The following is a 24034-nucleotide window of genomic DNA, read 5'->3' as shown; positions in this document are numbered from 1 at the left end:
CGGGAATCGTTGGGCGGTGTTCAGAAACCGGTCTTGACCGTGCTCCAGACCCGGGTGATGGCGCGCATGTCCTTCGGGCTCTGGGTTTTCTGTGCGAACAGCCGTTCGCGGGTGGGTGCGTCGGGGTAGATGACCGGGTCCTGGCGAATGTCATCACGCACCAGCGCGGTAGCGGCAGCGTTGCTGTTGGCGTAGTGGATGTAGTTGGTGACCTTGGCCATGGTCTGCGGCTGCAACAAGAACTCGATGAAGCGGTGCGCGTTGGCCGCGTGCGGCGCATCCTTGGGGATGTACAGGTTGTCGAACCAGATCAGCGAACCTTCCTGGGGGATGAAGAACGACAGTTTGATGTCCTTCTTCGCTTCCACCGCGCGGGCCTGGGCGGTGGCATAGTCACCGGACCAGGTCAGCGCCAGGCAGACATCGCCGTTGGGCAGGCTGGTGAGGTAATTCACCGAATCGAACTTGCGAATGTAGGGGCGGATGCCCAGCAGCAGTTGCTCGGCCGCCTTGAGGTCGGCAGGCGACGCGCTGCGTGGGTCCTTGCCCAGGTACTGCAGGGCCAGCGGAATGACCTCGGTGGGCGCGTCCATCAGGGTGACGCCGCAGTCGGCGAAGCGCGAGACGATCTTGGGGTCGAACAGCATGGCCAGCGAACCGATCGGCGCGTCGGGCATGCGCGCGGTGATCTTGTCGACGTTGTAGGTTACCCCCGAGCTGCCCCAGGTATAGGGCGCCGAGTACTTCAGGCCAGGGTCGTAGCCCTGCAGGTTGTTGACCACCTGCTGATCGAGGTTTTGCCAGCTAGGCAGTTGCTGCTTGTCCAGTGCCTGGAACACGCCGGCGCTGATCAGCGGGGGTACCAGCGCGGCATTGAGCATGACCAGATCGTAGCCGGAACGGCCGGTGAGCAGTTTGGTCTGTACCGTTTCGTAGCCATCAAAGGTGTCGTAGATGACCTTGATGCCGGTGGCCTTCTCGAAGTCGGCCAGGGTGGTTTCGCCGATGTAGTCGGTCCAGTTGTACAACCGTAACGTGTTACCGCTGTCCACCTCTGCCGCCTGGGCCAGGCTGGCGCCAGACGCCAGCAGCAGACCGCCCATCACCTTCAGTACCTTGCGCATGGCAACTCCATCGTGTGAGTGCTCCGGATCGAGCCGATGAGTTCACTATCGGTGGATTCGCCCAAGGGTGACATACCCCGAATGTGTGGGTAGCCGTATTTAGTGCTGCTCTCAGGGAACAACCGCTAATGCGTTGACTTAGCGAGGGCTCCAAAGGCTGGGCAACCTTCTGCAGGCTTACCGCCAGCCTTGAGAGCAGCGTGGGGTGTCAGCTGAGGGGGTACAACGCTTCATCGAACTGTGCCAGGCGCGGGAACACCAGAGGTTGGTCGTCCGAGAGCTGCTCCAGACGCTGCCGGTATTGCTGCAGAAAGTCCTGCCGCGCATCAGCACTGATGTACGGCACATGCCACGCCACGAACGGCGGCAGCACCTCGAACCCGACATAGGCCAGCGTGCCACGCAGAATCGGCCGCAGCATGTCTTCCAGCGGCCCGTGAATCGCGCCGTCGCCAAACATGTGCTCGCGCCCGCCCAGGGTCACGGTCACCAGCGCCCTCTTGCCGGCCAACCCGCCCTGGTCGTAGAAGCGCTTGCCGCCATAGCACACCCCCGACACCAGCACCCGGTCGATCCAGCCCTTGAGCATGGCCGGTGCCGAGAACCAGAAAATCGGGAAGTTCAACACCAGCAAATCGGCCCACAACAGTTTGTCCAGCTCCTGCTGGATGTCTGCGGCAAGGGCACCGCGCTTGACGCCCTGACGCTGCTCCAGCGCATACACGAGGTACTCGGGGTTCTCGCGCTGGGTAAAGTCATCGGCACTGGCCACCGGGTTCCAGCCCATCGAGTACAAGTCGCTGACCTGCACCTGATGGCCTTGGGCGCGAAAGGTTTCCACCGCCTGATCACGCAGGGCAGCCGTGAACGATTGCGGCTCGGGGTGAGCATGGACGATCAGTACATTCACAAGCATTCTCCTCACACAAAACAGGTTATCTTGCCGCAGTGGTTCAGCAGCACGCGCCTTCCTCCAGACCCAGGCGGCGCGTACGCTGGACAGTGTGCTCACGCATCATTCTGCCCGTGCATCAGTTCGCCGGCGCAGCGGGCAATGCGCTGGCAGGCATCGACCAGCGCCTCGTTGCTCAGCACCAGGCCCAGGCGAATATGCCCGGCAGCGCTAGGGCCGAATGCCTCGCCGGCGAGCACCGACACGCCCTGGCTGTCCAACAGGTAGTCGGCGAAGGCCTGGGCGCTAACGCCGGTTTCACGGATGTCGACCATCACGAACATGCCACCATCAGGCTTCAACGCCTTCAGGCCCGGGCAGCCGGCCAACTGCTCGCACACCAGGTCGCGCCGCTGGCGGTAGGCTTCGCGCATGGCGTCCAGTTCGGGCAACGGGTGCTCCAGCGCCACCATGGCGGCATCCTGGATGAAGTCCGGCAAACCGTAGAGCATGCACAGGGCGAGGTTTTCCAGATGCGTGGCCAGCGCTGTCGAACCAACCACCCACCCCATGCGCCAGCCGGTCATGGCATGCGATTTCGACAGGCTGTTCAGCGTTGCGGTGCGCTCGGCCATACCCGGCAGGCTGCCGGGGCTGACATGCTCGCCTTCATACAGCAGCTCGCTGTAGACCTCGTCAGAGATCAGCCACAGATCATGGGCAACGCACAGTTCGGCCAGCGCTTCCCAGGTGGCACGCGGCAGGCTCGCCCCTGAAGGGTTGTGCGGGCTGTTCAGGGCCAGGGCGCGGGTGCGCGGGGTAATGCACTCGGCGACGTCACGCGGGCACACGCGAAAGCCATTCTCGGGCTTGACCGGTACCGGCACCACCTTGGCGCCGCAGGCACCGAACACGGCCTCGTAAGTGACATACATCGGTTCGGCAACGATCACCTCGTCGCCTGGGTCGAGTATGCACTGGGCCACGCAGAACAACGCGCACTGGGCACCCGCCAGCACCGTCACCTGGTCGGCGCTCACCGCCTGGCCGCTGCGTTGCCGGTGACGGTTGGCGATGGCCTCGCGCAGCGCCAGCTTGCCGCGTACATCGGCGTAATGGGTATGGCCAGCGCGCAGGCTGTCGATGGCCGCCTCGACGATAGGCGCGGGCGTGTCGAAGTCCGGGTCACCCACCGACAGCAGCAGGATGTCCTTACCCTCGGCCTGCAGCGCCAGGGCGCGGTAGTGGATGTCCCAGGCCGCGGCCCCGTCGCCGGCGATGCGTTGGGTGAGCTTGGCGTAGCGCATGGCAATCTCCTTTCAATGGCAATTTCAGTCGACGAGCATCTTCGGGTTGGAACTGCCCCATACGGTGTACAAATCGGCGAGCAACGCGCCGTTGATTTCTTCCATCTCGGCCTGGGTGATTTCGCCCCCGGCCTGCTTGCCGAACAGCACCACTTCGTTACCCCCCTTCACATCAGGGAAGTCCGTGACATCGACCATCAACGTGTTCATCGACACCTTGCCCACGACCGGCACACGGTGGCCGTTGATCAGCACATGGCCCTTGTTGGTGAATACCCGGCGGTAGCCGTCGGAGTACCCGACCGTAATGTTGGCCAGGCGCGAATCACGGGCCAGGGTGAAGGTGCGGTCATAGCCCACGGTGTTGCCGGCCGGATAGCTGTGCACCGCCGCCACGCGCGATTTGAACTGCATTGCACGTTTGTACTCGGTACGCCCCGGCACGGTGTCGCCGAACAACGCGCCCCCCGTTCGTACCATGTCCAGGCGCGCTTCCGGCACTTCCAGCGTAGCGAACGAGTTGGCAGCGTGCAGGGTGAGCTTGTTGCGGTCTAGCCTGGCGTGCTTGATCAACCAGTCGGTCTGCTCGTTGAATGCCGCCAGGCCCCTGCGTACATCGTCCTTGTCTTCCACGGCGAAGTGGGTCATAAGCGCAACCAGTTCGAGGTGCTTCTGGTCGGTGATCTGCAGCGCTTCACCGCGGCCGGACCAGGTAGCCATCTCCACCCCGTTACGGCTCATGCCGCTGGAGTTGAAGGCCAGATGGATGCGCAGGGTCTTGCCATGGCGCGCGGCGATGGCATCAGCCTGGCGGGCGAACTCAGCGCTGCCCACCAGCTCTTCCATGTCGTACTGCAAGGCATCTTCCAGCTCGCTCAGGCTGGCCGCACGGACCCGCACCAGTTGCCCGGTGAAGCCGCTGGCGCGGACCACCCGGGCCTCCTCGTTGCTGGCCACCGCTACGCAGGGCACGCCCTGGGCGATGATCGACGGCATCACCAGACCGATACCATGGCCATAGGCATCGGCCTTGAGCACGGCGCACAGCCTGGACTTGCCAGCCAATTCAGCCTGCAGGGTGCGGATGTTGTGTTGCAGGGCGCTGGCACTGACCTCGACCCAGGCGTTGCTGTTTTGCACGGTCAGGGCGTTGGTGCCGTTGTCCATCGACAACGGGGGTGCCGCATACAGGGGGGCCTGGCCGGTGATCAGAAGTACCAGGGATGCAGCCAGAAGGGTACGGCGAAAGGGCATGGTGGTTACTCGTGTTCTTGTCGTTGTGCGCGCCTTAACAGACGCAGGTGTGTTTGAGTTCGATGAACGTCACGCCGGGTGTGGCGAAGCCGCTGGCCAGGTCGGCCTGCAACGCGTCCAGGTCGCGTGGCTGGTGCGTTGTGCAACCGAAGGCGCGGGCCAGGCCGATGAAATCCGGGTTGCGCGGTAGCACGCCGACCGGCTCGATATCCAGGCCGAGCATATCGTCGCGGATCTGGCCGAGGGCGTCATTGTTCCAAAGCAGTACCACCAGCGGCCGGTGCAGCTCCTCGACGGCAGTGGCCAGTTCCTGCGCGGTGTACAGGAAGCCGCCATCACCCACCAGTACCAGGCCGGGGCGGTGGTCGCTGGCGAACATGCCACCAATGCCGGCCGGCAGGCCGTAGCCGAGGGTGCCGTAGCCGGTGGGGTGTAGCCAGCTACGTGGTGCCCGGCTGGCGAAGGCGTAGTTGCCGGTATAGGCCAGCTGGGTCATGTCGCTACTGATGAAGGCATCGTCGGGCAGTACGGCGGCGATACGGTCCAGAATGGCCTGGTGCGTGGCCTGCAACGGGGCATGCCCACTGCGGATGGCCTGGCGCAGGTTGGCCACCGCCTCACTGGACTGAGCCGGGTCACGCTGAAGTGCGGGCAGGTGTTCGAGCAAACCGTCCACGGTTTGCCGGGCATCGCCCTGCAGGGCAATGGCACAGGGGTAGAAATCGTTGAACTTGCGCGGGTCGATGTCGACGCGCAGCAGCTCGCCGCGGATCGGCAGGCGCTCGCGCCAGAAGTCGGTGTCGGCCATTTCGGTGCCTACGGCAAGCACCACATCAGCCTGGCTGATCAACTGCCAGCCGGGTTCGACGCACAGGCTGGCGCCGGCATTGAGTGGCGCGTCTGGCGGCAGCAAGCCCTTGCCGGCCACGCTGGTGAACAGAGGCGCCGCCAGCCGTGCACTGAGTTGCTGCAACTGTTCAGCCGCGTGCAACGCGCCCCCACCGGCAATGATCATTGGCCGCTTGGCGGCGGCGAGCTTCAGGGCAGCCTGTTCGAGGGTTTCGCGGCACGGCTGGCCAAGCCCCGGCCGGCGTACCACCTCATCGCTCCAGTCCCGGCTGACCGATGCCGCCAGCACGTCCAGGGGCACCGAAATATGCACCGGGCGCGGTCGTTCGCTATCGAACACTGCCCAGGCACGCGCGATCAGCTCGGGCAAGTCGTCGCCCCGCAGGGCCACCGCAGAAAACGCAGTGATGGGCGCAGTCATCGCGCGCTGGTCCTGGGTTTCATGCAGGCAGCCCCAGCCCTTGCCCAGGCTGGCGGTGTGGTTGACGCTGGAAATCACCAGCATCGGCACCGAGTCGGCATAGGCTTGGCCGATGGGGGTGGCGACGTTGGTCACGCCGGGGCCGGTAATGACGAAGCACACCCCCGGCTTGCCACTGACCCGCGCATAGCCATCGGCCATGAAACCGGCGCCCTGCTCGTGGCGGGTCAACACATGGCGAATGCCGCTGCCCGGCAGACCACGGTACAGCTCAAGAGTGTGTACCCCGGGGATGCCGAACACGGTCTCCACGCCGTAGTTGGCCAACAACCGCACCAGCGCCTGGCCGGCAGTCAGGGTAAGGTCATTCATGTCGTTCTCCTTGCGCCTGGCCGAGGCGGATCAGCGCGTCGACCGCGGTGGTGCCATTGGCACCGACCATCAATGGGTTCACATCCAGCTCCAGCAACTGCCCGGCGTTTTCGCAGGCGTAATCGGCGACTGCGCGGATGGCCGAGACCAAGGCATCAAGGTTGGCGGCCGGACGGCCACGGAAGCCTTGCAGCAGGCCGGCACTGCGCAGGCTAAGCAGCGCCGCCCGGATGGCGCTGTCGGTAGTGGGCAGCAACAGGCTGACACTGTCCTTGAGCAGTTCGACCAGCACGCCGCCGGCACCGATCACCAGGGCCAGGGCAAAGTCGTGTTCACGCTTGATGCCCACTATGAGCTCGGCCAAGGGCGGCTCGGCCATGGGCTCGAGCAGCACCTGGTCGAACGCGACGTGCGGGGCGTAGGTAGCGATGCGCTGGCGCATCTGCACCAGTGCAGCTTCCAGGGCGCGGGCATCGCGCAGGTTCAACGCCACGGCGCCAGCTTCGGTCTTGTGCGGCAGCTGCGCGCTGACAGCCTTCAGTACCAGCGGGTAACCCACGCGGGCGGCGTCTGCCACGGCGCATTCGGGTGTACTCAGCACGCCCGCAGGCACGGGCAGGCCGAAGGCGCGCAGGGCCTGCTTGGATTGCCATTCGTCCAACAGTCGGCTTTCGCCCGTGAGGGCCTGGGGGCACAGCGGTACCCGCGCAGCCTCGCCCTGGTCCAGCAACCGCTGGCGGCTCCTTTGGTAAGCGACGATACGGCCCCAGGCCGCCAGTCCGTCTTCCACGCCCTGCAGGGCAGCGATGCCCCGTGCATGCAGGCGCTCACGCGCACTGGCAGGCAACAGTTCCGGGAAAGCCGAAGTGACGAAGCCGATCTTGCCGTGGCGTTCAACGGCATCGCAGTACAACCCCAGCAGCAGGTCGCATTCCTTGCGCTCGCCAGTGAACGCCGCCGGGTAGTCCAGCACCAGCATCGCCGCGCCCGCGGCGCCGCTCAGGGTGCTGTCGAGCATGCGTTGCAGGGCGGCCTCATCGCCCCAGATGGCAGTGGTGAAGTCCAGTGGGTTGACCAGGTTGGCATAGCGCGGCAACACCTCCGCCAGTGCCGCCACCTGCCCTTGCTCGAGCTTCGGCAGTTGCAACTGGTTGCGTTCGGCATAGTCGGCAATCAGCCCGGCATCGCCGCCTGAGCAGGCCAGCGCAACCAGCTCGCCATCTGCCGGCAAGCGTCCGCAAGCTGCGGCCTTGAGCGTTTCGACAAAGCTCACCGGGCCGCTGACGCGGATCACCCCCAGGCGCTGGAACAGGCTGTCGTACAACGCATCGGAGCCAGACAACGAGCTGGTGTGGCTGAGCGCCAGTTCAGCGCCGATCTGCGAAACGCCCGTCTTCAATGCAATGATCGGCGTGCCCTGCTGCAGCGCCTTGCACGCGGCGCGGGCGAAGCCCGGCACGTTCTTCAGGCCCTCCAGGTGCAGGCCGATGGCGGTTACCCGTGGGTCGTCGAGCAGTACATCCATCAGCTCGGCCACACCCAGTTGCGCCTGGTTGCCGACCGAGGCCATGTAGGCCACCGGCAGGGAGCGGTCGCTCATGGACAGGTTATAGGCGAAGTTGCCACTTTGCGTGAGGATCGCCACCCCCTTCTCCACCTGCTGGCCACCATGCGCCACCGGCCACAGGGCGGCACCGTGCAGATAGTCGAGCAAGCCATAGCAGTTGGGGCCGAGCAAGGCCATGTTGCCGGCGACGTCGAGCAGGCGTTGCTGCAACTGGTAGCCCTCCTCCCCGCTTTCGGCAAAGCCAGAGGCATAGCAGATGGCGCCGCCGGCCCCGCGAGCAGCCAGCTCGGCAACACACTGCAGGGTCAGCTCACGGTTGGTGGCGATGAACACTGCGTCCGGGGCGTAGGGCAAGTCGGCCACCCGTGCCACGCAGGGGATGCCTTCGAGGCTTTCATGCTGCGGGTTGACCAGCCACAGCTCACCGGCAAAGCCACCTTCGACGCATCGCTTGAGCGCCCGCGCCATGCTGCGCCCGCCGATAAAAGCCAGATGCCGGGGCGCCAGCAGGCGCTTGAGGTTGTCACGAATCGATTGCGACATGGGTGTTCTCCTGGCGCTCAGCGCAGCAGCGGGCGCAGCAGTTCGCGGGCGATGATATGCCGCTGGATTTCCGAGGTGCCCTCCCAGATGCGCTCGATACGCGCGTTGCGCCAGATGCGCTCAACCGGCCCTTCATCCATCAGGCCCATGCCACCGAAGATCTGCACCGCTTCGTCGGCGACCTTACCCAGCACTTCGCTGGCAAACAGCTTGGCCATACCGGCCTCACCGTCGGTCATGTTGCCTTGGTCCATCTTCCAGGCGGTGTGCAGGGTGAGCATCTCGGCCGCGCGGATCTGCGTGGCCATGTCGGCCAGCTTGAACGACACCCCCTGATAGCTGCCGATGGCCTGGCCGAACTGCTTGCGGTCGGCGGCCCATTGCAGTGACAGGTCGAGGGCGCGCTGGGCCTGGCCCACGCAGTTGGCGGCGACCATCACCCGGCCGGCGGTAAGCCAGGCGTTGGCCACTTCCCAGCCCTTGCCGACTTCGCCCAGCACCTTGCTGGCCGGCACCCGGCAGTCGTCGAAGAACAGCTCGTAGGTGTGATAACCACGGTTGCTCACGCACTTGGGACCACGGCGGATGGTCATGCCCGGCGTACCCCGGTCGACCAGCAAGGCGGTGACCGCATTGCGCTTGCGCCCGTTGTGCTCGTAGGTGTCGGTGACAGCGAAGACAATGGCGAAATCGGCGTGGCCCGCGTGGCTGATGAAGTGCTTGCTACCGTTGATGACAAAGTCATCGCCCTGGCGCACGGCGCGGGTCTTGATGGCGTTGGCATCAGAGCCGGCGCCCGGTTCGGTGAGGGCGAAGCAGTCGATCTTCTCGCCCTGTACACACGGCAACAGGTAGTCGTTGATCTGCTCGTCCTTGCAGGCCATGAGGATTTTCGACGGCCGCGCAACGAAGACATGCAGCGCCCAGGACACCTTGGACAGCTCACGTTCGATCAGCGCCTGGGACAGGTAGTCCAGGCCGCCCCCTCCCACTTCCTCGGGCATGTTGAAGGCATAGAACCCGGCAGCGATGGCCTTGCCACGGATCTGCGCTGCCAGCTCGGGTGACACGGCGTCGGCGCGGTCCACTGCTTCCTCATGGGGCAGCAGCTCTTTGGCAACAAAGCTGCGTACCGCTTCCACCAACATTTCTTGTTCTTGGGTCAGTTGGAAATTCATCTGCGAAGGTCCTGATGAGGGTCGGGTATCGGATTACTGGCCGATAAAACGGGGGGCGCGACGTTCCACCGAGGCTTGCAGGGCCTCGGCGCCATCCTGGCTGCGGCCACACAACAGGCCGGCGTGGCGCTCGGCTTCCAGCTGTTCAGCCAGCGTGCGCCGGGCACCGTCGCGTATCAGCCGCTTGGTTTGCGCATAGGCGAAGGTCGGGCCGTTGGCCAGGCGCCCGGCCAGCTCGGCGACGACGGCAGGCAACTGCTCGTCGGCACAGACTTCGCTGACCAACCCGGCGGCCAGGGCGCGATCGGCGCCCCACAACTCGTCGAGGAACAGCAGGCGCTTGGCCTGCTCGCTACCGATCAGCCGTGGCAGGTGCCAGCTGGCGCCAGCATCGGGGCTGTAGCCCATGCTGGTGTAGCCGGCCTTGAAGCGCGCCGAGGCGGCGGCGATGCGCAGGTCGCAGCACAGGCTGAGGTCCATGCCACCACCCACAGCGGTGCCGTTGATGGCGGCGATGGTGGGTTTGTCGAGGCTGTGCAGGCGCAACATCAGGGCATGGGCAGTTTCGGTCCAGCCGTAGCTCTCCAGGGTGCCCGCCGCTTCGGCGGCTGCCCATTCGGCCAGGTCGGCGCCAGCGCAGAAGCTGCGGCCGCTGCCGGTCAGCACCACCACGCGAACGGTGGGGTCGCTGGCATGGCTGTCGAGCAAGGCGTGCAGTTGCTTGAGGGTGGGAATGTCCAGCGCGTTGCGTTGCTCGGGGCGGTTGAGGGTGATCCAGGCAACGCCGGCTTCGACCTTGCTCAACAGTGACGACGACGGGGTGGTCATGGGGGGCCTCGGTGTTGTTGTGATGGTTTTGGAGGGCTTGACGAGAGAGATACTAAACGAGTGTTCAGCAAGGCGGGATGGGCTGTTACAACTTCGCACAACTCGGTGTTTGGCGTTACACAAGGGTGTTCGTCATGACGGCTTTATGGCCTGTGAGATCGCGCGCCGCACAGGCGGCGCAAGACCTCACAGGTACTGAAAATGCAGCGACCAACACCTGCCGCCGACGAGCTACGGCATCAAACCCTTGGTGCGCTGGGCTCGAAGGCCCCCTGCCGGCGGCGGTTGACGAAGAAGTACGCCGCATAGCACAGGGCAATGAAGCCAAATCCCCAGTACAGTGACGGCCGCTGGGTTTCATCCAGCGCCAGGAACACGAACAGCGAACTGCACAGGGTGATGCACAGCAGCGGCACCAGTGGGTACAGCGGCGCCTTGTACTTCAGGTCCTGCACTTGCCCGCCGTCGCGCAGCCAGGCCTTGCGGAAGCGGTACTGCGCCAGGGCGATGACGATCCAGGTCACGGTGCCGGACATACCGCTCACCGCCATCAGCACCATGAACAGCGTGTCAGCCGCAACGAAGCTGGTCATCAGCGAGATCAGCGCAAAGCACAGGGTGATGCTCAGCGCCCGCAGCGGCACGCCACGCTTGCTCAGCGGCGACAGGCTTTTCGGTGCCATGCCAGTCTTGGACATGGCCCAGAGGATACGCGTGGAAGCATACAACCCGGAGTTACCCACCGAGAGGATGGCCGTGAGGATGACGAAGTTCATCAAGTCGGCGGCGTAAGGGATGCCGACCATGTCGAACACCTGCACGAACGGGCTTTCCATCAGCCCGGCCTGCTCGTGCGGCACAATGGCCGACAGCACGGCAATCGCCAGCACATAGAAGATCAGCACGCGGAACACCACGTTGCGCACCGCCCGCGGGATGCTCTTTTCCGGGTGCTCGGTCTCACCGGCAGCCACCCCCATGATTTCGCAGCCCTGGAAGGCATAGACCACGGTCATCATCACCGCGAACACTGCCGACAGGCCGTGGGGGAACAGCGACTCGCCCACCAGATTGTTCAGCATCGGTGCGTGTGCCCCACTGCTCAGAGGGATGGCACCGAAGATCACCAGCAGGCCAATGACGATGAAGCCGAGGATAGTTGCCACCTTGATGCCCGAGAACCAGTACTCGGCCTCGCCAAAGGCACGCGTGGCCAGGGCGTTGAGGCCGAACAGCACCACCACGAACAGTGCCGACCAGTACCAGATCGGCACCTCCGGGAACCAGCGGGTCATCAACATGCCGGCAGCGGTGAACTCCAGGCCTACGGTGGTGGCCCAGCTCATCCAGTACACCCAGCCGATCATGAAGCCGGTGGCCGGGCCAATGTACTTGGTGGCGTGGGCCTGGAACGAACCGGACACCGGCATCTGCACCGACAGCTCACCCAGGCAGACCATCACCAGGTACATCAGCAAGCCCGCGACCAGGTAAGCCAGGATCGCGCCCACCGGCCCCCCCTGATTGATGGTTACGCCCGAGCCCATGAACAGGCCGGTGCCAATAACCCCACCCAGCGACAGCATGAAGATGTGTCGGCTTTTCAGGGCGCGGGTGAGCTGGATCTTTTCAACGCTGTCAGTCATGGCACACCTCGCCTTTGCGGCCGGTGCGTGGGAGGGTTCGAATGAGGGGATGAGCGCTACGGCATGTCATTATTCTTGTCTCCAATAAGCCTCATGGACCGCGTGCAACACGGTTGCCATGGATTATTGGAAACGGATGTAAGGCGCCGTTGTACGAACGGATCGAAGATGTAAAAAGTCGTAAGTTTTTTGTACGTCACCTCTGGATCAACTGTTCCAGCGTGGCACTGGCCTGACCTAGCTGGGTGGTCAGCGGCTTGCCGAGGGCTTGCATGGCCTGTAGGTCATGCTGCCGGGCCGCCTCCTCCAGACCACGCAACACCGTAGCCAGCCCGCTAAACCCCAGGGAATCGCAACTGCCAGCAAGGCGGTGGGCCAGGTGCAGCACTTCGGTGAAGTCCTGGGCTGGCAGCGCCTCGGCCAGCGCCGTGGCGTGCTGCTGCAGTGACTGGCGCAGGACCTTCAGCAGGCCTTGCAACTTCTGCTCCCCCAGCAGTGAACGGTGGGTGTCGAGCAATGACCAGTCCATGTCTGCGCCAGCGCTGGCCACTTCAGCGGGCGCTACGTCAGCCAACGCCCTGCGCAGGTTGTCCAGCCGCAAAGGCTTGGCCAGTACGCCCTGCATGCCAGCGTCCAGATAACCCGCTACCTGGCCCGGTTGCACACCGGCCGTCAGCGCCAGGATCCGACTGTGGCGGTTCGGCCCAGGCGAGGTACGCAACTGTCGGCACAACGCCACCCCGCTCATGCCCGGCAAGTGCACGTCCAGCAGAACCAGGTCGAAGCGCCGCTGCGCGCATGCCTGCAGGGCTTGCCCGGCGTCTTCGGCAAAGCTTACCCGGTGACCGTCGCGCATCAGCAGGCCACCGGCAACCTCACGGTTCAGCGCAACGTCTTCGACCACCAGGATATCCAGGCTGGGCAAGGGCGAAGGGGCTGGTAAACCCGCCGAGACAGGCTGCCCGCGAGCCATGTCGAGTTCGAACCAAAAGCTGCTGCCCTGCCCTTGAACGCTCTCAAGGCCGATGCTACCGCCCAGTTTCTCCACCAGGTGCTTGCAGATCGCCAGGCCCAGGCCAGTGCCGCCATAGCGCTGCGTCACCGCTTCGCTGGCCTGGACGAAACGGTCGAAGATCTTCGCCTGAACGGCGGGCTCGATGCCGATACCGTTGTCACAGACCGACAGCCGCAAGCGCTGCGAGCATTCGTTACCGGCAAGCACCTGCACTGTAAGCTGTACCTGGCCGTGCTCAGTGAACTTGATGGCATTGGCCAGCAGATTGCTCAGCACCTGTCGCAGGTACTGCTCTGCGCCGTACTGGTACGCGGCCAGTTGCTCATCGACCTGCAGTTGCAGGGTGTCGGCATTCTCCATGGCCATGGGTTCGAGCAACGCCAGCACTTCCTGGCACAACTGACGCAAGGAAAACACCACCCGTTCGGCGCGGCTCTCGCCTTCTTCGAGCCGGGCGAAATACAGCACTTCGTTGAGAATCGCCAACAGCCCTTCGCCGGCCTTGTACAAGGCCTCGACACGCTGGCGGTCGGCGACCTCCAGGCGCCCGCCGCGCAGCAGTTCGGCCATGCCCAGAATACCGTTGAGCGGCGTGCGCAGTTCATGGCTCATGGTCGCCAAGAAGCGCGACTTGGCCAGGTTGGCAGCCTCGGCCTCGTCCTTGGCCCGAGCCAGGCTGGCCGTACGCCGCTCGACCATGGCCTGCAATTCGTCGCGTTTGTCCTGCAGTTCCAGGCGGTCACGCTCACGGCGCTCGATATCGCTGAGGATGGCGCGGCGCATATCGTCCAGGGCGTTGGCCACAGTGTCGATTTCGTCGGGGCGCGATGAGCGGCGGCGGCCAAGGCGCAAGGGCTCCTGCCACTGGCCGGCGCCAATGCGGCGGGCGAACTCGGCCATCACTTGCAGGTGGCGGGTGACCAGACGGTAGAACAGCCCTGACAACGCCACTGCCAGGCCGCACAGAAACACGCCCATCCATAGCAGGCTGGCAAGGCCCGTGGCGTAAAGCCGCCGGTGTACCGCACCAAGGTCGATGCTGACTTCCAGCTCCCCCAGATGCCTGACCGGCCCTGAGGGCGGCTGGTAGTCGAGGGGAAAGCGCTCGATGCGCAGCGGCCCTTGGGGGTCGGGCTCACCGCGCAACAGCGGGAAATCATCACTGAGCAGACGCACCCGCGCCACATCGGAAAAGTCCACCAGGCCGCGCAACTGAACATCCAGCTGCGCCTCGTCGAGGTCCCACAGGCTGCGTTCCAGGCTGGCCAGGTAGCCGGCACGGATCAACGCCATGCGTGCCTCTATATCCCGCATTTCGCGACGGTACTCGAAGTACAACTGCACGCCGCTGGCCAGCACCGTGAAGCACAAGCTGAACAGCAGGATGAACAGCAGCAGGCGACGCAGCAGGCCATCGGTGCGCAGGTGGATCATCGTGCATCCGCCGGCAGGTTGATCATGTCGCGGTAAGTGACCTCACTTTGCTCCAGCCAACGCGCGATCTCACCCGCCTGGTTCATCCGCTGCAACTGCGCATCAATTTCAGCCATGCGCTGGCTCAAGGGTGACTGTCGCGATACCGCCACCCGCAGGTAGTCCACGCTCAGTGCCGTGGGCAATGCGCGAATATCCTGCGCCCCGGGCAGGTGTTCGATGAACAGCAGCCCGGTGCGCCGCTCCTGAATCACATAGTCGATGCGCCCGCGGATCAGCTTGCCGAAGTTCTGCTGGCTGGACGATACCCGCTCGATGTTCTGGTGGCGGGCGACGAAGCGATCGAACTCGGCGCCATAGCTTTCACCGTACAGCAGGCCGCCGCGGTAACCCGCCAGGTCCTCCAGCTGCTGGAACTGCACCGGCCGCTTGCGGTTGTAGAACACGGCCACTTCCTCGCGCACCACCGGCTCTGTGGAAAAACGCATGCGCTGGTCACGCTGGTCACTGTTGTAGGCCAGCACCACGTCCACCCGCCCGGCGGCGGCGTCCATCAGGCAGCGCTTCCAGTTGCCCAGCACCACGGTTTGCACCTCGTAGCCCAGGCGCGCGAACAGTTCGCGCACCACGGTCGGGGCCAGGCCACGCACCTGGTGGCCATCGCTCCAGGAAATGGGTGGGTACACCGGGTAGTCACAGTAACGCACCGGTTCACTGGCACTGGCGTGCAGGGTGGGCAACGTCAAGGCCAGCGCCAACCGCCAGGCGCGAGGAATCATGCTGCCACGCTGGCGGTGAACAGGTAGCCGGTGCCGTGAATGGTGATGATCAACTGCGGTTCGGCCGGGTCGTCATGCAGCTTGCGCCGCAGGCGGCCGACCAGCACGTCGATGGAGCGGTCGTTGGGCACCCACTCGCGGTTGCGAATCTGGTCCATCAGTTGGTCGCGGCTGAGAGTGTGGCCACTGTTGCGCAGGAACACGCTGAGCAACTGGAACTCGCCGTGGGTCAGCAGGGTTTGCCCGCCACGGGCGTCGATCAGGCGCCGGCGGTCGGTGTCCAGTGCCCAGTCGGCGAACTGCTTCAGTGATTGCGCACAGGCCGGGGTGGGGTGCGCCTCGCGGGCATGGCGCACGCGGCGGATCAGGTTTTTCGCCCGGGACACCAGCTCGCGGGGGTTGAGCGGTTTGATCACGTAGTCATCTGCCCCGCATTCCAGGCCAACGATGCGGTCGATGTCGTCATTGCGCCCGGTGACGAGGATGATGCCAACCTCCGAGCGCACCCGCAGTTCGCGGGTCAGGGTGAGGCCATCCTTGCCGGGCAGTCGGATGTCCAGCAGCACGAGGTCGACATCCTGGCTGGCAAGCAGGGCTTCGGCCCCTTCGGCAGTGTCGGCGCAGTGTACGTCGTAGCCTTCCTGGGACAGGTAAGCCTGCAGCAAGTCACGAATAAGCGGATCGTCATCGACGATCAATACCCGAGGCGTCATTGCGTGTTGTCTCTTTTTTATTGGTGTTGTTCTACACACTCGCGACAGCAGCGTACTCGTTACTGAACAGGCGATCAACAGCCCTCGGGCAGGCTGAAGCGCCTCCGGCCACCGGCCTGCAGGCCGTCGACCCAGGCCTCGCAGATGATCACGCCCTGCTCGGGGCTGAAGGTGCCGGGGTTCAGGCCCGACTCCAGCCACAGGCCGTCGAGCAAGGCGCTCAGGCTGATGGCCGCCAGGTCGGCATCGAAGCCCTGCCAGCCCTCCTCTTCGGCCAGTCTGGCCAGTAGCTGGCCAAGCTCGTTGCGGTACTCGCCATAGGAGTGGTCGTGCACCTGGTTGATCGCGTCGGCGGTCTTCACCGCGCCCCAGAAGGCCAGCCAGGCATCGAGCAATTGCGGGTCGAGCAGCTCGGCGCAGAACGAGGCACGAAAGAACGCGGACAGCCGCTCGCGGGCATTGGGCGCGGCCTGGGCCATGGCCTCACGCAACAGGCCCATCACCCTACCGGTGACGGCCATGTAAGCCTCTGCAACCAGTTCGTCCTTGCCCGCGTAATGGTGGCTGATCAGCCCGACCGAGACCCCGGCCTCGGCCGAGATCTTGCGGATCGAAGCCCCCTGGAAACCATGGCGTTTGAGGCACACCAGGGTCGCCTCGACCAGGTTGGCTTTGCGCAATTCCGGCAGCATGCGGTGGTAGCGGGCTTCCTGAGTCATCAGTGGGTCTCTGGTTAGGGGCTGGGCTGAACGACTGTACAACAAGCCGGACTGCGTGATAAACCCTAAGCGCCACTGCCCGGCAGGGCCCCCTCACAACAACAAAAGCGGCTGCCATGAACGACCTGATCACACGCGAGCTGGACCAAGGCCTGCTGACCCTGACCTTCAACCGCCCCGACAAGCTCAATGCCCTGAACACTGCCATGTACCAGTTGCTGGGTGACCTGTTGCTGGCAGCAGGTGAAGACCCCGCTGTCGATGCCATCATCATCACCGGTGGGCCGCACTGCTTCAGCGCTGGCAACGACCTTCGCGACTTCCTCGACAACCCGCCCAGCGACCTGGACAGCCCGGTGTTCCGCCTGATGCACGTGGTCATGGGCCTGGACAAGCCGCTGATCGCAGCGGTCAGTGGTGCGGCGATCGGCATCGGGGCCACCCTGTTGCTGCACTGCGACCAGGTGCTGGTCAGCCGTTCGACCAAGCTGCGCATGCCTTTCGCGCCGCTGGGTGTGTGCCCGGAGTTTGGTTCCAGCCTGCTGCTGCCGCGTGTGCTTGGCCAGGCCCGGGCGGCACGCTTGCTGTTGACCAATGCATTGCTGGATGGCGAACAGATGCTGGCCTGGGGGCTGGCCAATGAGCTGCATGAAAACGGCGAACAGTGCCTGGACGCTGCCCGCACGCTGGCGCGGCAGCTGCAAGGCTACCCGCAGGCGGCACTGCGGATCAGCAAGCGGCTGCTCAAGGACAGCCAGCGGGCGGAGCTGGAGGCCACGGTGGCGCGGGAAAGCCGACTGTTCATCGAATGCTTGCGTACTGAAGAAGCGCGGGCAGTGCTCCGAGGGATGATCAAGGATTGAAGGGGCTGGTGCGATCTTCATGGGCGCAACTGTCTTGCTTGAACGTTGTTGCACTAGTACCCGGTCATCTCCAGATACCCGCGCCCGCCCGCACTCCCGTTCAAGCGTACCGGCCCTTCCCAATACGGGAACCGTGTCTGCATCCACGCCTGCGGCTCAACGGCATCGACCTGCACATCCACCCCATGCTCCGGCACTTGCACCCGCCAGCGCGTCGGTACCTGCTTGCCGTTTTTCTGCGCAGACCAGGCTAGCGCCTGCAGCTTGATCTGTGCGGCGTCCAGTGCCACCACGTCCCCTTGTGGCTCTACCCAGGTCCCGGCGCGATACGGTTCCCCGTGGGTCTCCCGTACCTGGAACAGCATCAGCTTGGCGCCACTGTCCAGGTGCAGGGAAAACCAGTCCCAGCCGGTCTGCCCGGGCGCCAACGGCTGGCTGCTCCATTCCCGGTCCAGCCAGGCCTGCCCGGTAACCGCGATGCACAGGCTGCCACGCTGGACCTGCCCCTGGACGTGGTAGAACGGCTGGCTGTAATAGTACGAAGCCTGGCCCTTGCCTGATTTTTCGCTGTAGCCCTGCTCCCCATGCAGCACCAAGGGAAGATCGCTGTGCAACTGCAAGTCATAGCGAAAACCGTCGCCACTTGCGGCCATCTGCAGCTGTTCAATACCGCCCTGGCCTTGTAACACCCAGTCATTGATCCATGCCCGAAACGGCTGGGCCTGCACGCCGGCCTGGCCGACACCACCCCGCGCCAGGGTTTCCGCAGCCTGATGGCCACCCGGCCCGGTCAGTGCTGCATGCCCCATCCACAGGTTCGGGCTGTTCCAGCCGGTGGTCTCCGGGCCGGGGCGCAGGGCTGAGCGGAACAGTGTCCACTGGGCGCCCCAATCTCGGCCCTGGGCGTCCTTGAGGTTGGCGGTGACATACCACCACTCGATATGAAAGCCATCGTGGGGGCCGTGGTCATGCGGGAAGACCAGACGATGATCGCGGGTCACCTGGCTGAATTCGCCAGCCTGCTGCCCGAGCCCGGCATAGCTTTGCGGTGCTGGCTGATCACAGCCGCACAACAACAACCCGGTCAGCAACAGCCACGCATTAAGCTTCATCGGCCAGCGGCCTCAACAGTTCGCGCGGCTGGCGGCGCGCCAGTTGCCACAGCGGCCAGGCGCAAGCCAGCAGGCTGGTGAGCATGCCCAGCACGGTCAGCTGCAGCAGTTGCACAGGGAACACATACAGCGGTAAGCGCCAGCCGAAGGCCTGCACATTCACCACCGCGACCAGGCACCAGGCCAGCAACAGCCCAAGCGGGATTGCCAGCAACACGGTGAAGCTGCTAAGCATGAGTGTCTGCCCGAGGCTCAGCCAGACCAGTTGCATGCGCCGCACCCCCAACGCCCACAGCGGCGCCAACTGGCCCAGCCGGGCCTGGCTCAGGGTCAGCAGGTTGATGAACAACGCCACACCGGCCACGCCAAGGGTAAGGCTGTTGAGGGCTGCGGTGGCGGCAAAGGTGCGGTTGAACACGTCGGTCGACCAGCGTTTCAGGCGCGCCTGCTCGACCACCCGGCTGTCATCCAGGGCAAAGTGCTGTTGCAACGCGGCCTTGAGCACCGGCACCCGTTCAGCGCTCAGGTCGACACTCAAGCCGGCCAGGGTTGCCTGTGGCCAGTGGGCGCGCAACCAGCCGGCATTGACCAGTACATGCCCCTTGGGGTTGCCGTAATCGGCATAGATCCCCACCACGGGCAAGGCTGGCGTGTCTGGGGGCAGTTGCAGGCTGTCGTCCAGTTGCAGGTTCAGTCGCCTGGCCAACTGCTCACTGAGCATTACGGCTTGTCCGCTGGCCAGTCGCTGCCAGGCGCGCGAATGCTGTTCCAGCAATGGCCAGCGCGTTCGATAGGCGGGGTGATCGACAATGCCCTGCACTTGCACCGGCCAACCTTGCAGCTGCATGTCTGCGCGCCAGCCGGGCAGGACCACGCTGGCCACAGGTTGCTGCTTGAGCCACTCGACTATCTGCAAGCCTTGGGCCGTATCCCGTGGAGTGACATACAAGTCGGCGGAGAGGCGCAGGTCAAGCCAACCGACAAAGGTCTTGCGAAAACCCTCGGTCATGCTGCCCACGCCAACACTGGCAGCCAGCGCCAGCAAGAGGGCGACCAACGCAAGGCTCAGGGCTGGCAGCTGCTGGCGGCTGTCAGCCACGAACCATTGCGCCAAGGGCCGGTGGCAACGACGCGCCAGCCAGGCCAGTACCCGATCGAGCAACGCCGGCAACAGCAGCGCCGCCGCCAGCAGCAACCCTGCCAGCATGCCGAACGCGCTAAGCAAGCCAGCCCCGAAGACACCACAGCCCAAGGCCAGCAACAGCAGCAGGCCCGCTATCAGAGCCTGACGTTGCAACCACGGCCCCTGCGCCATTCGCCAGGCCTGGGGTTGCGCCAGCGCCAGCAAAGGCAATCGGGCAGCACGCATTACACTCTCCAGCCCCGCCAGCAATGCCCCGAGTACACTCACCAGCACACCCAGCAGCCACCACCCCGCCGGCAGGCTCAACGTGCCGGCGACCTGGGCGCCATACAGACCACGCAGGCTGGCGGCCACGTCGGGCAACAGCCACGCGGCCAATGCGTAACCACTGGCCACCCCGGCCAGCCCACCCAATGCCGCGAACAGGCCCAGCTCCAGCACCAGAGCACCCAGCAGGGTCTTCAGGCTGACGCCGCACGCGCGCAGGTTGCGGATCAGCCCACGGCGCTGCTCCAGCGCCAGACCGATCGCGGCGTGGGCGATGAACAAGCCGACGAAGAACGCCAGCAGGCCGAGCGCGGTCAGGTTGAGGTGGAAACTGTCGGTCAGGCGCTGCAAACCGCCATCGTCCTGCTGCGGCTGCAGTTCAAGGTAGCGGGCGATATCCGCAGGCAACGGCCTGGACGTATCGGCCAGCAGCAGACGGGACAACTGCCCCGGTGCGTTCAGCAACGTCTGCGCGTGGCCGATGTCCACCACGATGACCCCAGGTGCCAGCGCAGGCTGCAAAACCAAAGGCGGCAGCAACTGCCCTTCACTGTCGCGGGTCGGCTGCCCGGGGCTTGTGTCCAGCTGACGCAAGGTATCTGGCCCAACCCAGGCTTGCCCGGGCGTGCCGATGAACGCTTGCAGGTCGAATGCCTGCACCTGCACCCCGGCAATGCTGCTGGCAGGCGGCAGGCTCAACGGCTCGATGCCGATCAGCCGCACACTGCGTGCGGGCTCGCCCGGCAAGCGCAAGCGCCCTTCCAGTACCGGCGAAACAGCCCAGCCCTGCCTGCGCAGTTGCACGTACAACGCCTGATCGAAGCGCTCGCCATTGCGCGCGATCAGTTGCGCCTGCAGCGGCCCGGTCAATACCGCGCTGGCCCGGGCATAGTCGCTGCGTGCCTGGCTGTTCAACGCCTGCACACCGGTCCACAACGCCGTGGCCAGCCACAGGCCAGTGAAGATGCTGAAGCACTGCACACGATGGCGCCGCCAGTGGCTGAGCAGCGCCAACAGCGCCAGCGACAAAAGCTTCATCACCCTTGCTCGGGCCGCACACGGCCGGCCTGCAGGTAGCAACGGTGCTGCAAACGCGCCGCCAGCCGCGGGCTGTGGGTCACCATCAGTACCCCGCTGCCGGCTTCGGCGACCAACTGCAACAACAAACTCAGCACCTCGTCACTGCTGGCTTCATCGAGGCTGCCGGTCGGTTCGTCAGCCAGCAGCCAGGCCGGGCGCCCTGCGAGCGCACGGCCGATGGCGACCCGCTGCTGCTGGCCGCCAGACAGTTGTTCCGGGTAACGCTCAAGCAGGTCCGCCAGGCCCAGGCGCTGCGCCAGGTAAGCCGCCCAATGCGGGTCATGCCGCCCGGCCAGGCGAGCCTGGAAAGTGAGGTTCAGGCCTACGTCCAGGCTACTGATCAGGTTGTACTGCTGAAATACCAGGCCGATCCCTTCCCGCCGCCACTGCGCCAAGGAAGCTTCCGAACGGCCGTCGAGCGGAACGTCGTCGATCAGAATCTGGCCGCTGTCAGCTCGGTCCAGGCCAGCCACCAGGTGCAGCAAAGTACTCTTGCCGCTTCCCGACTCGCCCATCAGCGCCAGGCTGCTGCCCCGCGCCAGGCGCACATCGACCCCCTGCAATATGGGGAGCGGGCCCTGGGGGGTGGGGAATGATTTGTAGAGTTTTTCGATGGCTAGCATCGAGTGGCCTTGATGGGTTGGGTGTCCCTTTAGGCATAGCAGGTTCGGCCAGGCCTGCTTCTGCACCGGCGCTCGCCAACGCTCTTCTGGTCAGACGACGTGCTGCTGTAGCCGCCCCCTCGAATCGCTGGAGACACCCATCAATGGATCCACTAAAAACCGATAATCGCACAGAATTAACTTAATACGAGCAAAAATCATTGACCATTCACTACATGCGCAGCCCTAATGGATCCATTAAATAAAAACAAAACCCCGGAGAGCCTTCCATGTACCCCAAAAACACCTGGTACGTCGCCTGCACCCCCGATGAGATCGCCACCAAACCTCTGGGCCGGCAGATCTGCGGGGAAAAAATCGTGTTCTACCGCGCCCAAGAAAACCAAGTGGCCGCCGTCGAGGACTTCTGCCCGCACCGCGGCGCACCGTTGTCGTTGGGCTATGTCGAGGACGGCAACCTGGTGTGCGGCTACCACGGTCTGGTCATGGGTTGCGACGGCAAGACCGTGTCGATGCCGGGGCAGCGGGTGCGTGGTTTCCCCTGCAACAAGACCTTTGCGGCTGTCGAGCGCTATGGCTTCATCTGGGTCTGGCCCGGCGACCAGGCGCAGGCCGACCCGGCGCTGATTCCGCATCTGGAATGGGCGGTGAATGATGAGTGGGCCTACGGCGGCGGGCTGTTCCACATCGGTTGCGACTACCGCCTGATGATCGACAACCTCATGGACCTCACCCATGAAACCTACGTGCACGCGTCCAGCATTGGCCAGAAGGAGATCGACGAAGCACCGCCGGTCACCACCGTCACCGGCGACGAAGTGGTCACCGCCCGGCACATGGAAAACATCATGGCGCCGCCCTTCTGGCGCATGGCCTTGCGTGGCAACGGCCTGGCCGATGATGTACCGGTGGACCGCTGGCAGATCTGCCGTTTCACCCCACCCAGCCACGTACTGATCGAAGTGGGTGTGGCGCATGCCGGCAAGGGTGGCTACCACGCCGATGCGCAGCACAAGGCGTCGAGCATCGTGGTCGACTTCATCACCCCGGAAAGCGATACCTCGATCTGGTACTTCTGGGGCATGGCGCGCAACTTCGCTGCGCACGACCAGGCCCTGACCGACAACATCCGGGAGGGCCAGGGCAAGATTTTCAGCGAAGACCTGGAAATGCTCGAACGTCAGCAGCAAAACCTGCTGGCCTACCCCGAGCGCAACTTGCTGAAGCTGAACATCGATGCCGGCGGCGTGCAGTCACGCAAGGTGCTGGAGCGGATCATCGCCAAAGAGCGGGCGCCGCAGCCGCAACTGATCGCCACCAGCGCCACCCCTGCCTGAGGAACAGCCGACATGATCGATGCCGTAGTGGTATCCCGTAACGATGAAGCTCAGGGTATCTGCAGCTTCGAGCTGGCAGCGGCAGATGGCAGCCTGCTGCCGGCGTTCAGCGCCGGCGCCCATATCGACGTGCACCTGCCCGACGGGCTGGTGCGCCAGTACTCGCTGTGCAATCACCCCGCAGAACGCCATCGCTACCTGATTGGCGTGCTCAACGACCCGGCTTCGCGGGGCGGTTCACGTAGCCTGCACGAGCAGGTGCAGGCCGGCACCCGGCTGCGTATCAGTGCGCCGCGCAACCTGTTCCCGCTGGCCGAGAGGGCGCAGCGCAGTTTGCTGTTTGCTGGCGGCATCGGCATTACCCCGATCCTGTGCATGGCCGAGCAACTGTCCCACAGCGGCCATGCCTTCGAGCTGCACTACTGTGCCCGCTCCAGCGAGCGTGCAGCGTTTGTCGAGCGGATTCGCAGTGCGCCGTTCGCTGATCGGCTGTTCGTGCATTTTGACGAGCAGCCGGAAACAGCGCTGGACATCGCCCAGGTGCTGGGCAACCCGCAAGATGATGTGCACCTGTATGTATGCGGGCCAGGCGGCTTCATGCAGCATGTGCTGGACAGTGCGAAGGGGCTGGGCTGGCAGGAGGCCAACCTGCACCGCGAGTACTTCGCCGCAGCGCCGGTGGATGCCAGCAACGACGGCAGTTTCTCGGTGCAGGTGGGCAGCACGGGCCAGGTGTTCGAGGTGCCAGCCGACCGGACCGTGGTGCAGGTGCTGGAAGAGAACGGTATCGAGATCGCCCTGTCGTGCGAGCAGGGTATTTGCGGCACCTGCCTGACACGCGTGCTGCAGGGTACACCGGACCATCGCGATCTGTTTCTCACCGAACAGGAGCAGGCCTTGAACGATCAGTTCACGCCCTGCTGCTCGCGCTCGAAGACGCCGCTGCTGGTGCTGGATATCTGACTCG

19 protein-coding genes are annotated in these 24034 nt (G+C 64.6%); 3 read left to right on the top strand and 16 right to left on the bottom strand.

Going from position 1 to position 24034, the window contains the following annotated elements:
* Window positions 1-20 precede the first annotated feature (20 nt).
* The 13 genes from GST84_10095 to GST84_10035 all read right to left on the bottom strand — a co-directional run bounded on the left by GST84_10095 (window position 21) and on the right by GST84_10035 (window position 16641).
* Window positions 21-1124 carry an extracellular solute-binding protein gene (locus GST84_10095; protein XGB12703.1) on the bottom strand — a complete coding sequence of 368 codons (1104 nt, stop codon included), beginning with the start codon at window positions 1122-1124 and terminating at the stop codon, window positions 21-23.
* A gap of 208 nt (window positions 1125-1332) precedes the next feature.
* Window positions 1333-2034: a flavodoxin family protein gene (locus tag GST84_10090; GenBank protein XGB12702.1), complete on the bottom strand. Its 702-nt coding sequence runs from the start codon at window positions 2032-2034 to the stop codon at window positions 1333-1335.
* A 98-nt stretch (window positions 2035-2132) separates the two neighbouring features.
* Window positions 2133-3323 (bottom strand): aminotransferase class I/II-fold pyridoxal phosphate-dependent enzyme, encoded by a 1191-nt coding sequence (locus GST84_10085; protein XGB12701.1) that lies wholly within the window; start codon window positions 3321-3323, stop codon window positions 2133-2135.
* 24 nt (window positions 3324-3347) lie between these two features.
* The gene (alr, locus tag GST84_10080; GenBank protein XGB12700.1) at window positions 3348-4577 is read right to left on the bottom strand and encodes an alanine racemase; all 1230 of its coding nucleotides are present in this window, start codon (window positions 4575-4577) and stop codon (window positions 3348-3350) included.
* Window positions 4578-4611: 34 nt separating this feature from the next.
* On the bottom strand, window positions 4612-6219 hold the full coding sequence (locus GST84_10075; protein ID XGB12699.1) for a 5-guanidino-2-oxopentanoate decarboxylase: 1608 nt from the start codon (window positions 6217-6219) through the stop codon (window positions 4612-4614).
* Window positions 6212-8329, bottom strand: a complete 2118-nt coding sequence (locus GST84_10070) for a CoA-binding protein (GenBank protein ID XGB12698.1) — start codon at window positions 8327-8329, stop codon at window positions 6212-6214. Before GST84_10070 ends, GST84_10075 begins: the two co-directional genes overlap by 8 nt.
* 17 nt (window positions 8330-8346) lie before the next feature.
* Window positions 8347-9507 (bottom strand): acyl-CoA dehydrogenase, encoded by a 1161-nt coding sequence (locus GST84_10065; GenBank protein ID XGB12697.1) that lies wholly within the window; start codon window positions 9505-9507, stop codon window positions 8347-8349.
* A gap of 33 nt (window positions 9508-9540) precedes the next feature.
* Window positions 9541-10335, bottom strand: a complete 795-nt coding sequence (locus tag GST84_10060; GenBank protein ID XGB12696.1) for an enoyl-CoA hydratase/isomerase family protein — start codon at window positions 10333-10335, stop codon at window positions 9541-9543.
* A 239-nt stretch (window positions 10336-10574) separates the two neighbouring features.
* Window positions 10575-11981, bottom strand: coding sequence for an amino acid permease (locus tag GST84_10055; protein XGB12695.1), 1407 nt, complete (start codon window positions 11979-11981; stop codon window positions 10575-10577).
* Between the two features lie 196 nt (window positions 11982-12177).
* Window positions 12178-14430: a hybrid sensor histidine kinase/response regulator gene (locus GST84_10050; protein XGB12694.1), complete on the bottom strand. Its 2253-nt coding sequence runs from the start codon at window positions 14428-14430 to the stop codon at window positions 12178-12180.
* A complete protein-coding gene (locus GST84_10045) occupies window positions 14427-15209 on the bottom strand; it encodes a transporter substrate-binding domain-containing protein (GenBank protein XGB12693.1) in 783 nt (260 codons plus the stop codon). Before GST84_10045 ends, GST84_10050 begins: the two co-directional genes overlap by 4 nt.
* The gene (locus GST84_10040) at window positions 15206-15922 is read right to left on the bottom strand and encodes a response regulator (GenBank protein ID XGB12692.1); all 717 of its coding nucleotides are present in this window, start codon (window positions 15920-15922) and stop codon (window positions 15206-15208) included. Before GST84_10040 ends, GST84_10045 begins: the two co-directional genes overlap by 4 nt.
* A 74-nt stretch (window positions 15923-15996) precedes the next feature.
* Window positions 15997-16641 (bottom strand): TetR family transcriptional regulator, encoded by a 645-nt coding sequence (locus tag GST84_10035; GenBank protein ID XGB12691.1) that lies wholly within the window; start codon window positions 16639-16641, stop codon window positions 15997-15999.
* A gap of 116 nt (window positions 16642-16757) precedes the next feature.
* Between GST84_10035 and GST84_10030 the strand changes: the two genes are divergently transcribed.
* A complete protein-coding gene (locus GST84_10030; GenBank protein XGB12690.1) occupies window positions 16758-17504 on the top strand; it encodes an enoyl-CoA hydratase in 747 nt (248 codons plus the stop codon).
* A 53-nt stretch (window positions 17505-17557) separates the two neighbouring features.
* On the opposite strand, the gene GST84_10025 is transcribed toward GST84_10030, so the two are convergent.
* Genes GST84_10025 through GST84_10015 form a run of 3 tightly spaced genes read right to left on the bottom strand, consistent with a single transcriptional unit; the run spans window position 17558 to window position 21730 of the window.
* Window positions 17558-18616 (bottom strand): iron ABC transporter permease, encoded by a 1059-nt coding sequence (locus GST84_10025; GenBank protein XGB12689.1) that lies wholly within the window; start codon window positions 18614-18616, stop codon window positions 17558-17560.
* On the bottom strand, window positions 18606-21065 hold the full coding sequence (locus tag GST84_10020; protein ID XGB12688.1) for an FtsX-like permease family protein: 2460 nt from the start codon (window positions 21063-21065) through the stop codon (window positions 18606-18608). The genes GST84_10025 and GST84_10020 overlap by 11 nt, the downstream gene beginning before the upstream one ends.
* Window positions 21065-21730 carry an ATP-binding cassette domain-containing protein gene (locus GST84_10015; GenBank protein XGB12687.1) on the bottom strand — a complete coding sequence of 222 codons (666 nt, stop codon included), beginning with the start codon at window positions 21728-21730 and terminating at the stop codon, window positions 21065-21067. The genes GST84_10020 and GST84_10015 overlap by 1 nt, the downstream gene beginning before the upstream one ends.
* A 269-nt stretch (window positions 21731-21999) precedes the next feature.
* On the opposite strand from GST84_10015, the gene GST84_10010 reads away from it, so the two are divergent.
* Window positions 22000-23067: a Rieske 2Fe-2S domain-containing protein gene (locus tag GST84_10010; protein XGB12686.1), complete on the top strand. Its 1068-nt coding sequence runs from the start codon at window positions 22000-22002 to the stop codon at window positions 23065-23067.
* Window positions 23068-23079: 12 nt separating this feature from the next.
* Window positions 23080-24030: a 2Fe-2S iron-sulfur cluster binding domain-containing protein gene (locus GST84_10005; protein ID XGB12685.1), complete on the top strand. Its 951-nt coding sequence runs from the start codon at window positions 23080-23082 to the stop codon at window positions 24028-24030.
* Window positions 24031-24034 lie beyond the last annotated feature (4 nt).

The organism is Pseudomonas putida, from assembly GCA_041879295.1.
In the GTDB taxonomy this organism is placed as follows: Bacteria; Pseudomonadota; Gammaproteobacteria; order Pseudomonadales; family Pseudomonadaceae; genus Aquipseudomonas; species Aquipseudomonas putida_Y.
The sequence above is the reverse complement of the archived record's forward strand: the minus strand, read 5'-3'. Positions and strand labels throughout refer to the sequence as shown.

Bases quoted from the DNA above. Each gene is read 5' to 3' on its own strand.
- GST84_10095 (XGB12703.1), bottom strand. From the start codon at position 1,124: ATGCGCAAGGTACTGAAGGTGATGGGCGGTCTGCTGCTGGCGTCTGGC.
- GST84_10085 (XGB12701.1), bottom strand. From the start codon at position 3,323: ATGCGCTACGCCAAGCTCACCCAACGCATCGCCGGCGACGGGGCCGCG.
- alr (XGB12700.1), bottom strand. From the start codon at position 4,577: ATGCCCTTTCGCCGTACCCTTCTGGCTGCATCCCTGGTACTTCTGATC.
- GST84_10075 (XGB12699.1), bottom strand. From the start codon at position 6,219: ATGAATGACCTTACCCTGACTGCCGGCCAGGCGCTGGTGCGGTTGTTG.
- GST84_10070 (XGB12698.1), bottom strand. From the start codon at position 8,329: ATGTCGCAATCGATTCGTGACAACCTCAAGCGCCTGCTGGCGCCCCGG.
- GST84_10065 (XGB12697.1), bottom strand. From the start codon at position 9,507: ATGAATTTCCAACTGACCCAAGAACAAGAAATGTTGGTGGAAGCGGTA.
- GST84_10060 (XGB12696.1), bottom strand. From the start codon at position 10,335: ATGACCACCCCGTCGTCGTCACTGTTGAGCAAGGTCGAAGCCGGCGTT.
- GST84_10055 (XGB12695.1), bottom strand. From the start codon at position 11,981: ATGACTGACAGCGTTGAAAAGATCCAGCTCACCCGCGCCCTGAAAAGC.
- GST84_10050 (XGB12694.1), bottom strand. From the start codon at position 14,430: ATGATCCACCTGCGCACCGATGGCCTGCTGCGTCGCCTGCTGCTGTTC.
- GST84_10045 (XGB12693.1), bottom strand. From the start codon at position 15,209: ATGATTCCTCGCGCCTGGCGGTTGGCGCTGGCCTTGACGTTGCCCACC.
- GST84_10040 (XGB12692.1), bottom strand. From the start codon at position 15,922: ATGACGCCTCGGGTATTGATCGTCGATGACGATCCGCTTATTCGTGAC.
- GST84_10035 (XGB12691.1), bottom strand. From the start codon at position 16,641: ATGACTCAGGAAGCCCGCTACCACCGCATGCTGCCGGAATTGCGCAAA.
- GST84_10030 (XGB12690.1), top strand. From the start codon at position 16,758: ATGAACGACCTGATCACACGCGAGCTGGACCAAGGCCTGCTGACCCTG.
- GST84_10025 (XGB12689.1), bottom strand. From the start codon at position 18,616: ATGAAGCTTAATGCGTGGCTGTTGCTGACCGGGTTGTTGTTGTGCGGC.
- GST84_10020 (XGB12688.1), bottom strand. From the start codon at position 21,065: ATGAAGCTTTTGTCGCTGGCGCTGTTGGCGCTGCTCAGCCACTGGCGG.
- GST84_10015 (XGB12687.1), bottom strand. From the start codon at position 21,730: ATGCTAGCCATCGAAAAACTCTACAAATCATTCCCCACCCCCCAGGGC.
- GST84_10010 (XGB12686.1), top strand. From the start codon at position 22,000: ATGTACCCCAAAAACACCTGGTACGTCGCCTGCACCCCCGATGAGATC.
- GST84_10005 (XGB12685.1), top strand. From the start codon at position 23,080: ATGATCGATGCCGTAGTGGTATCCCGTAACGATGAAGCTCAGGGTATC.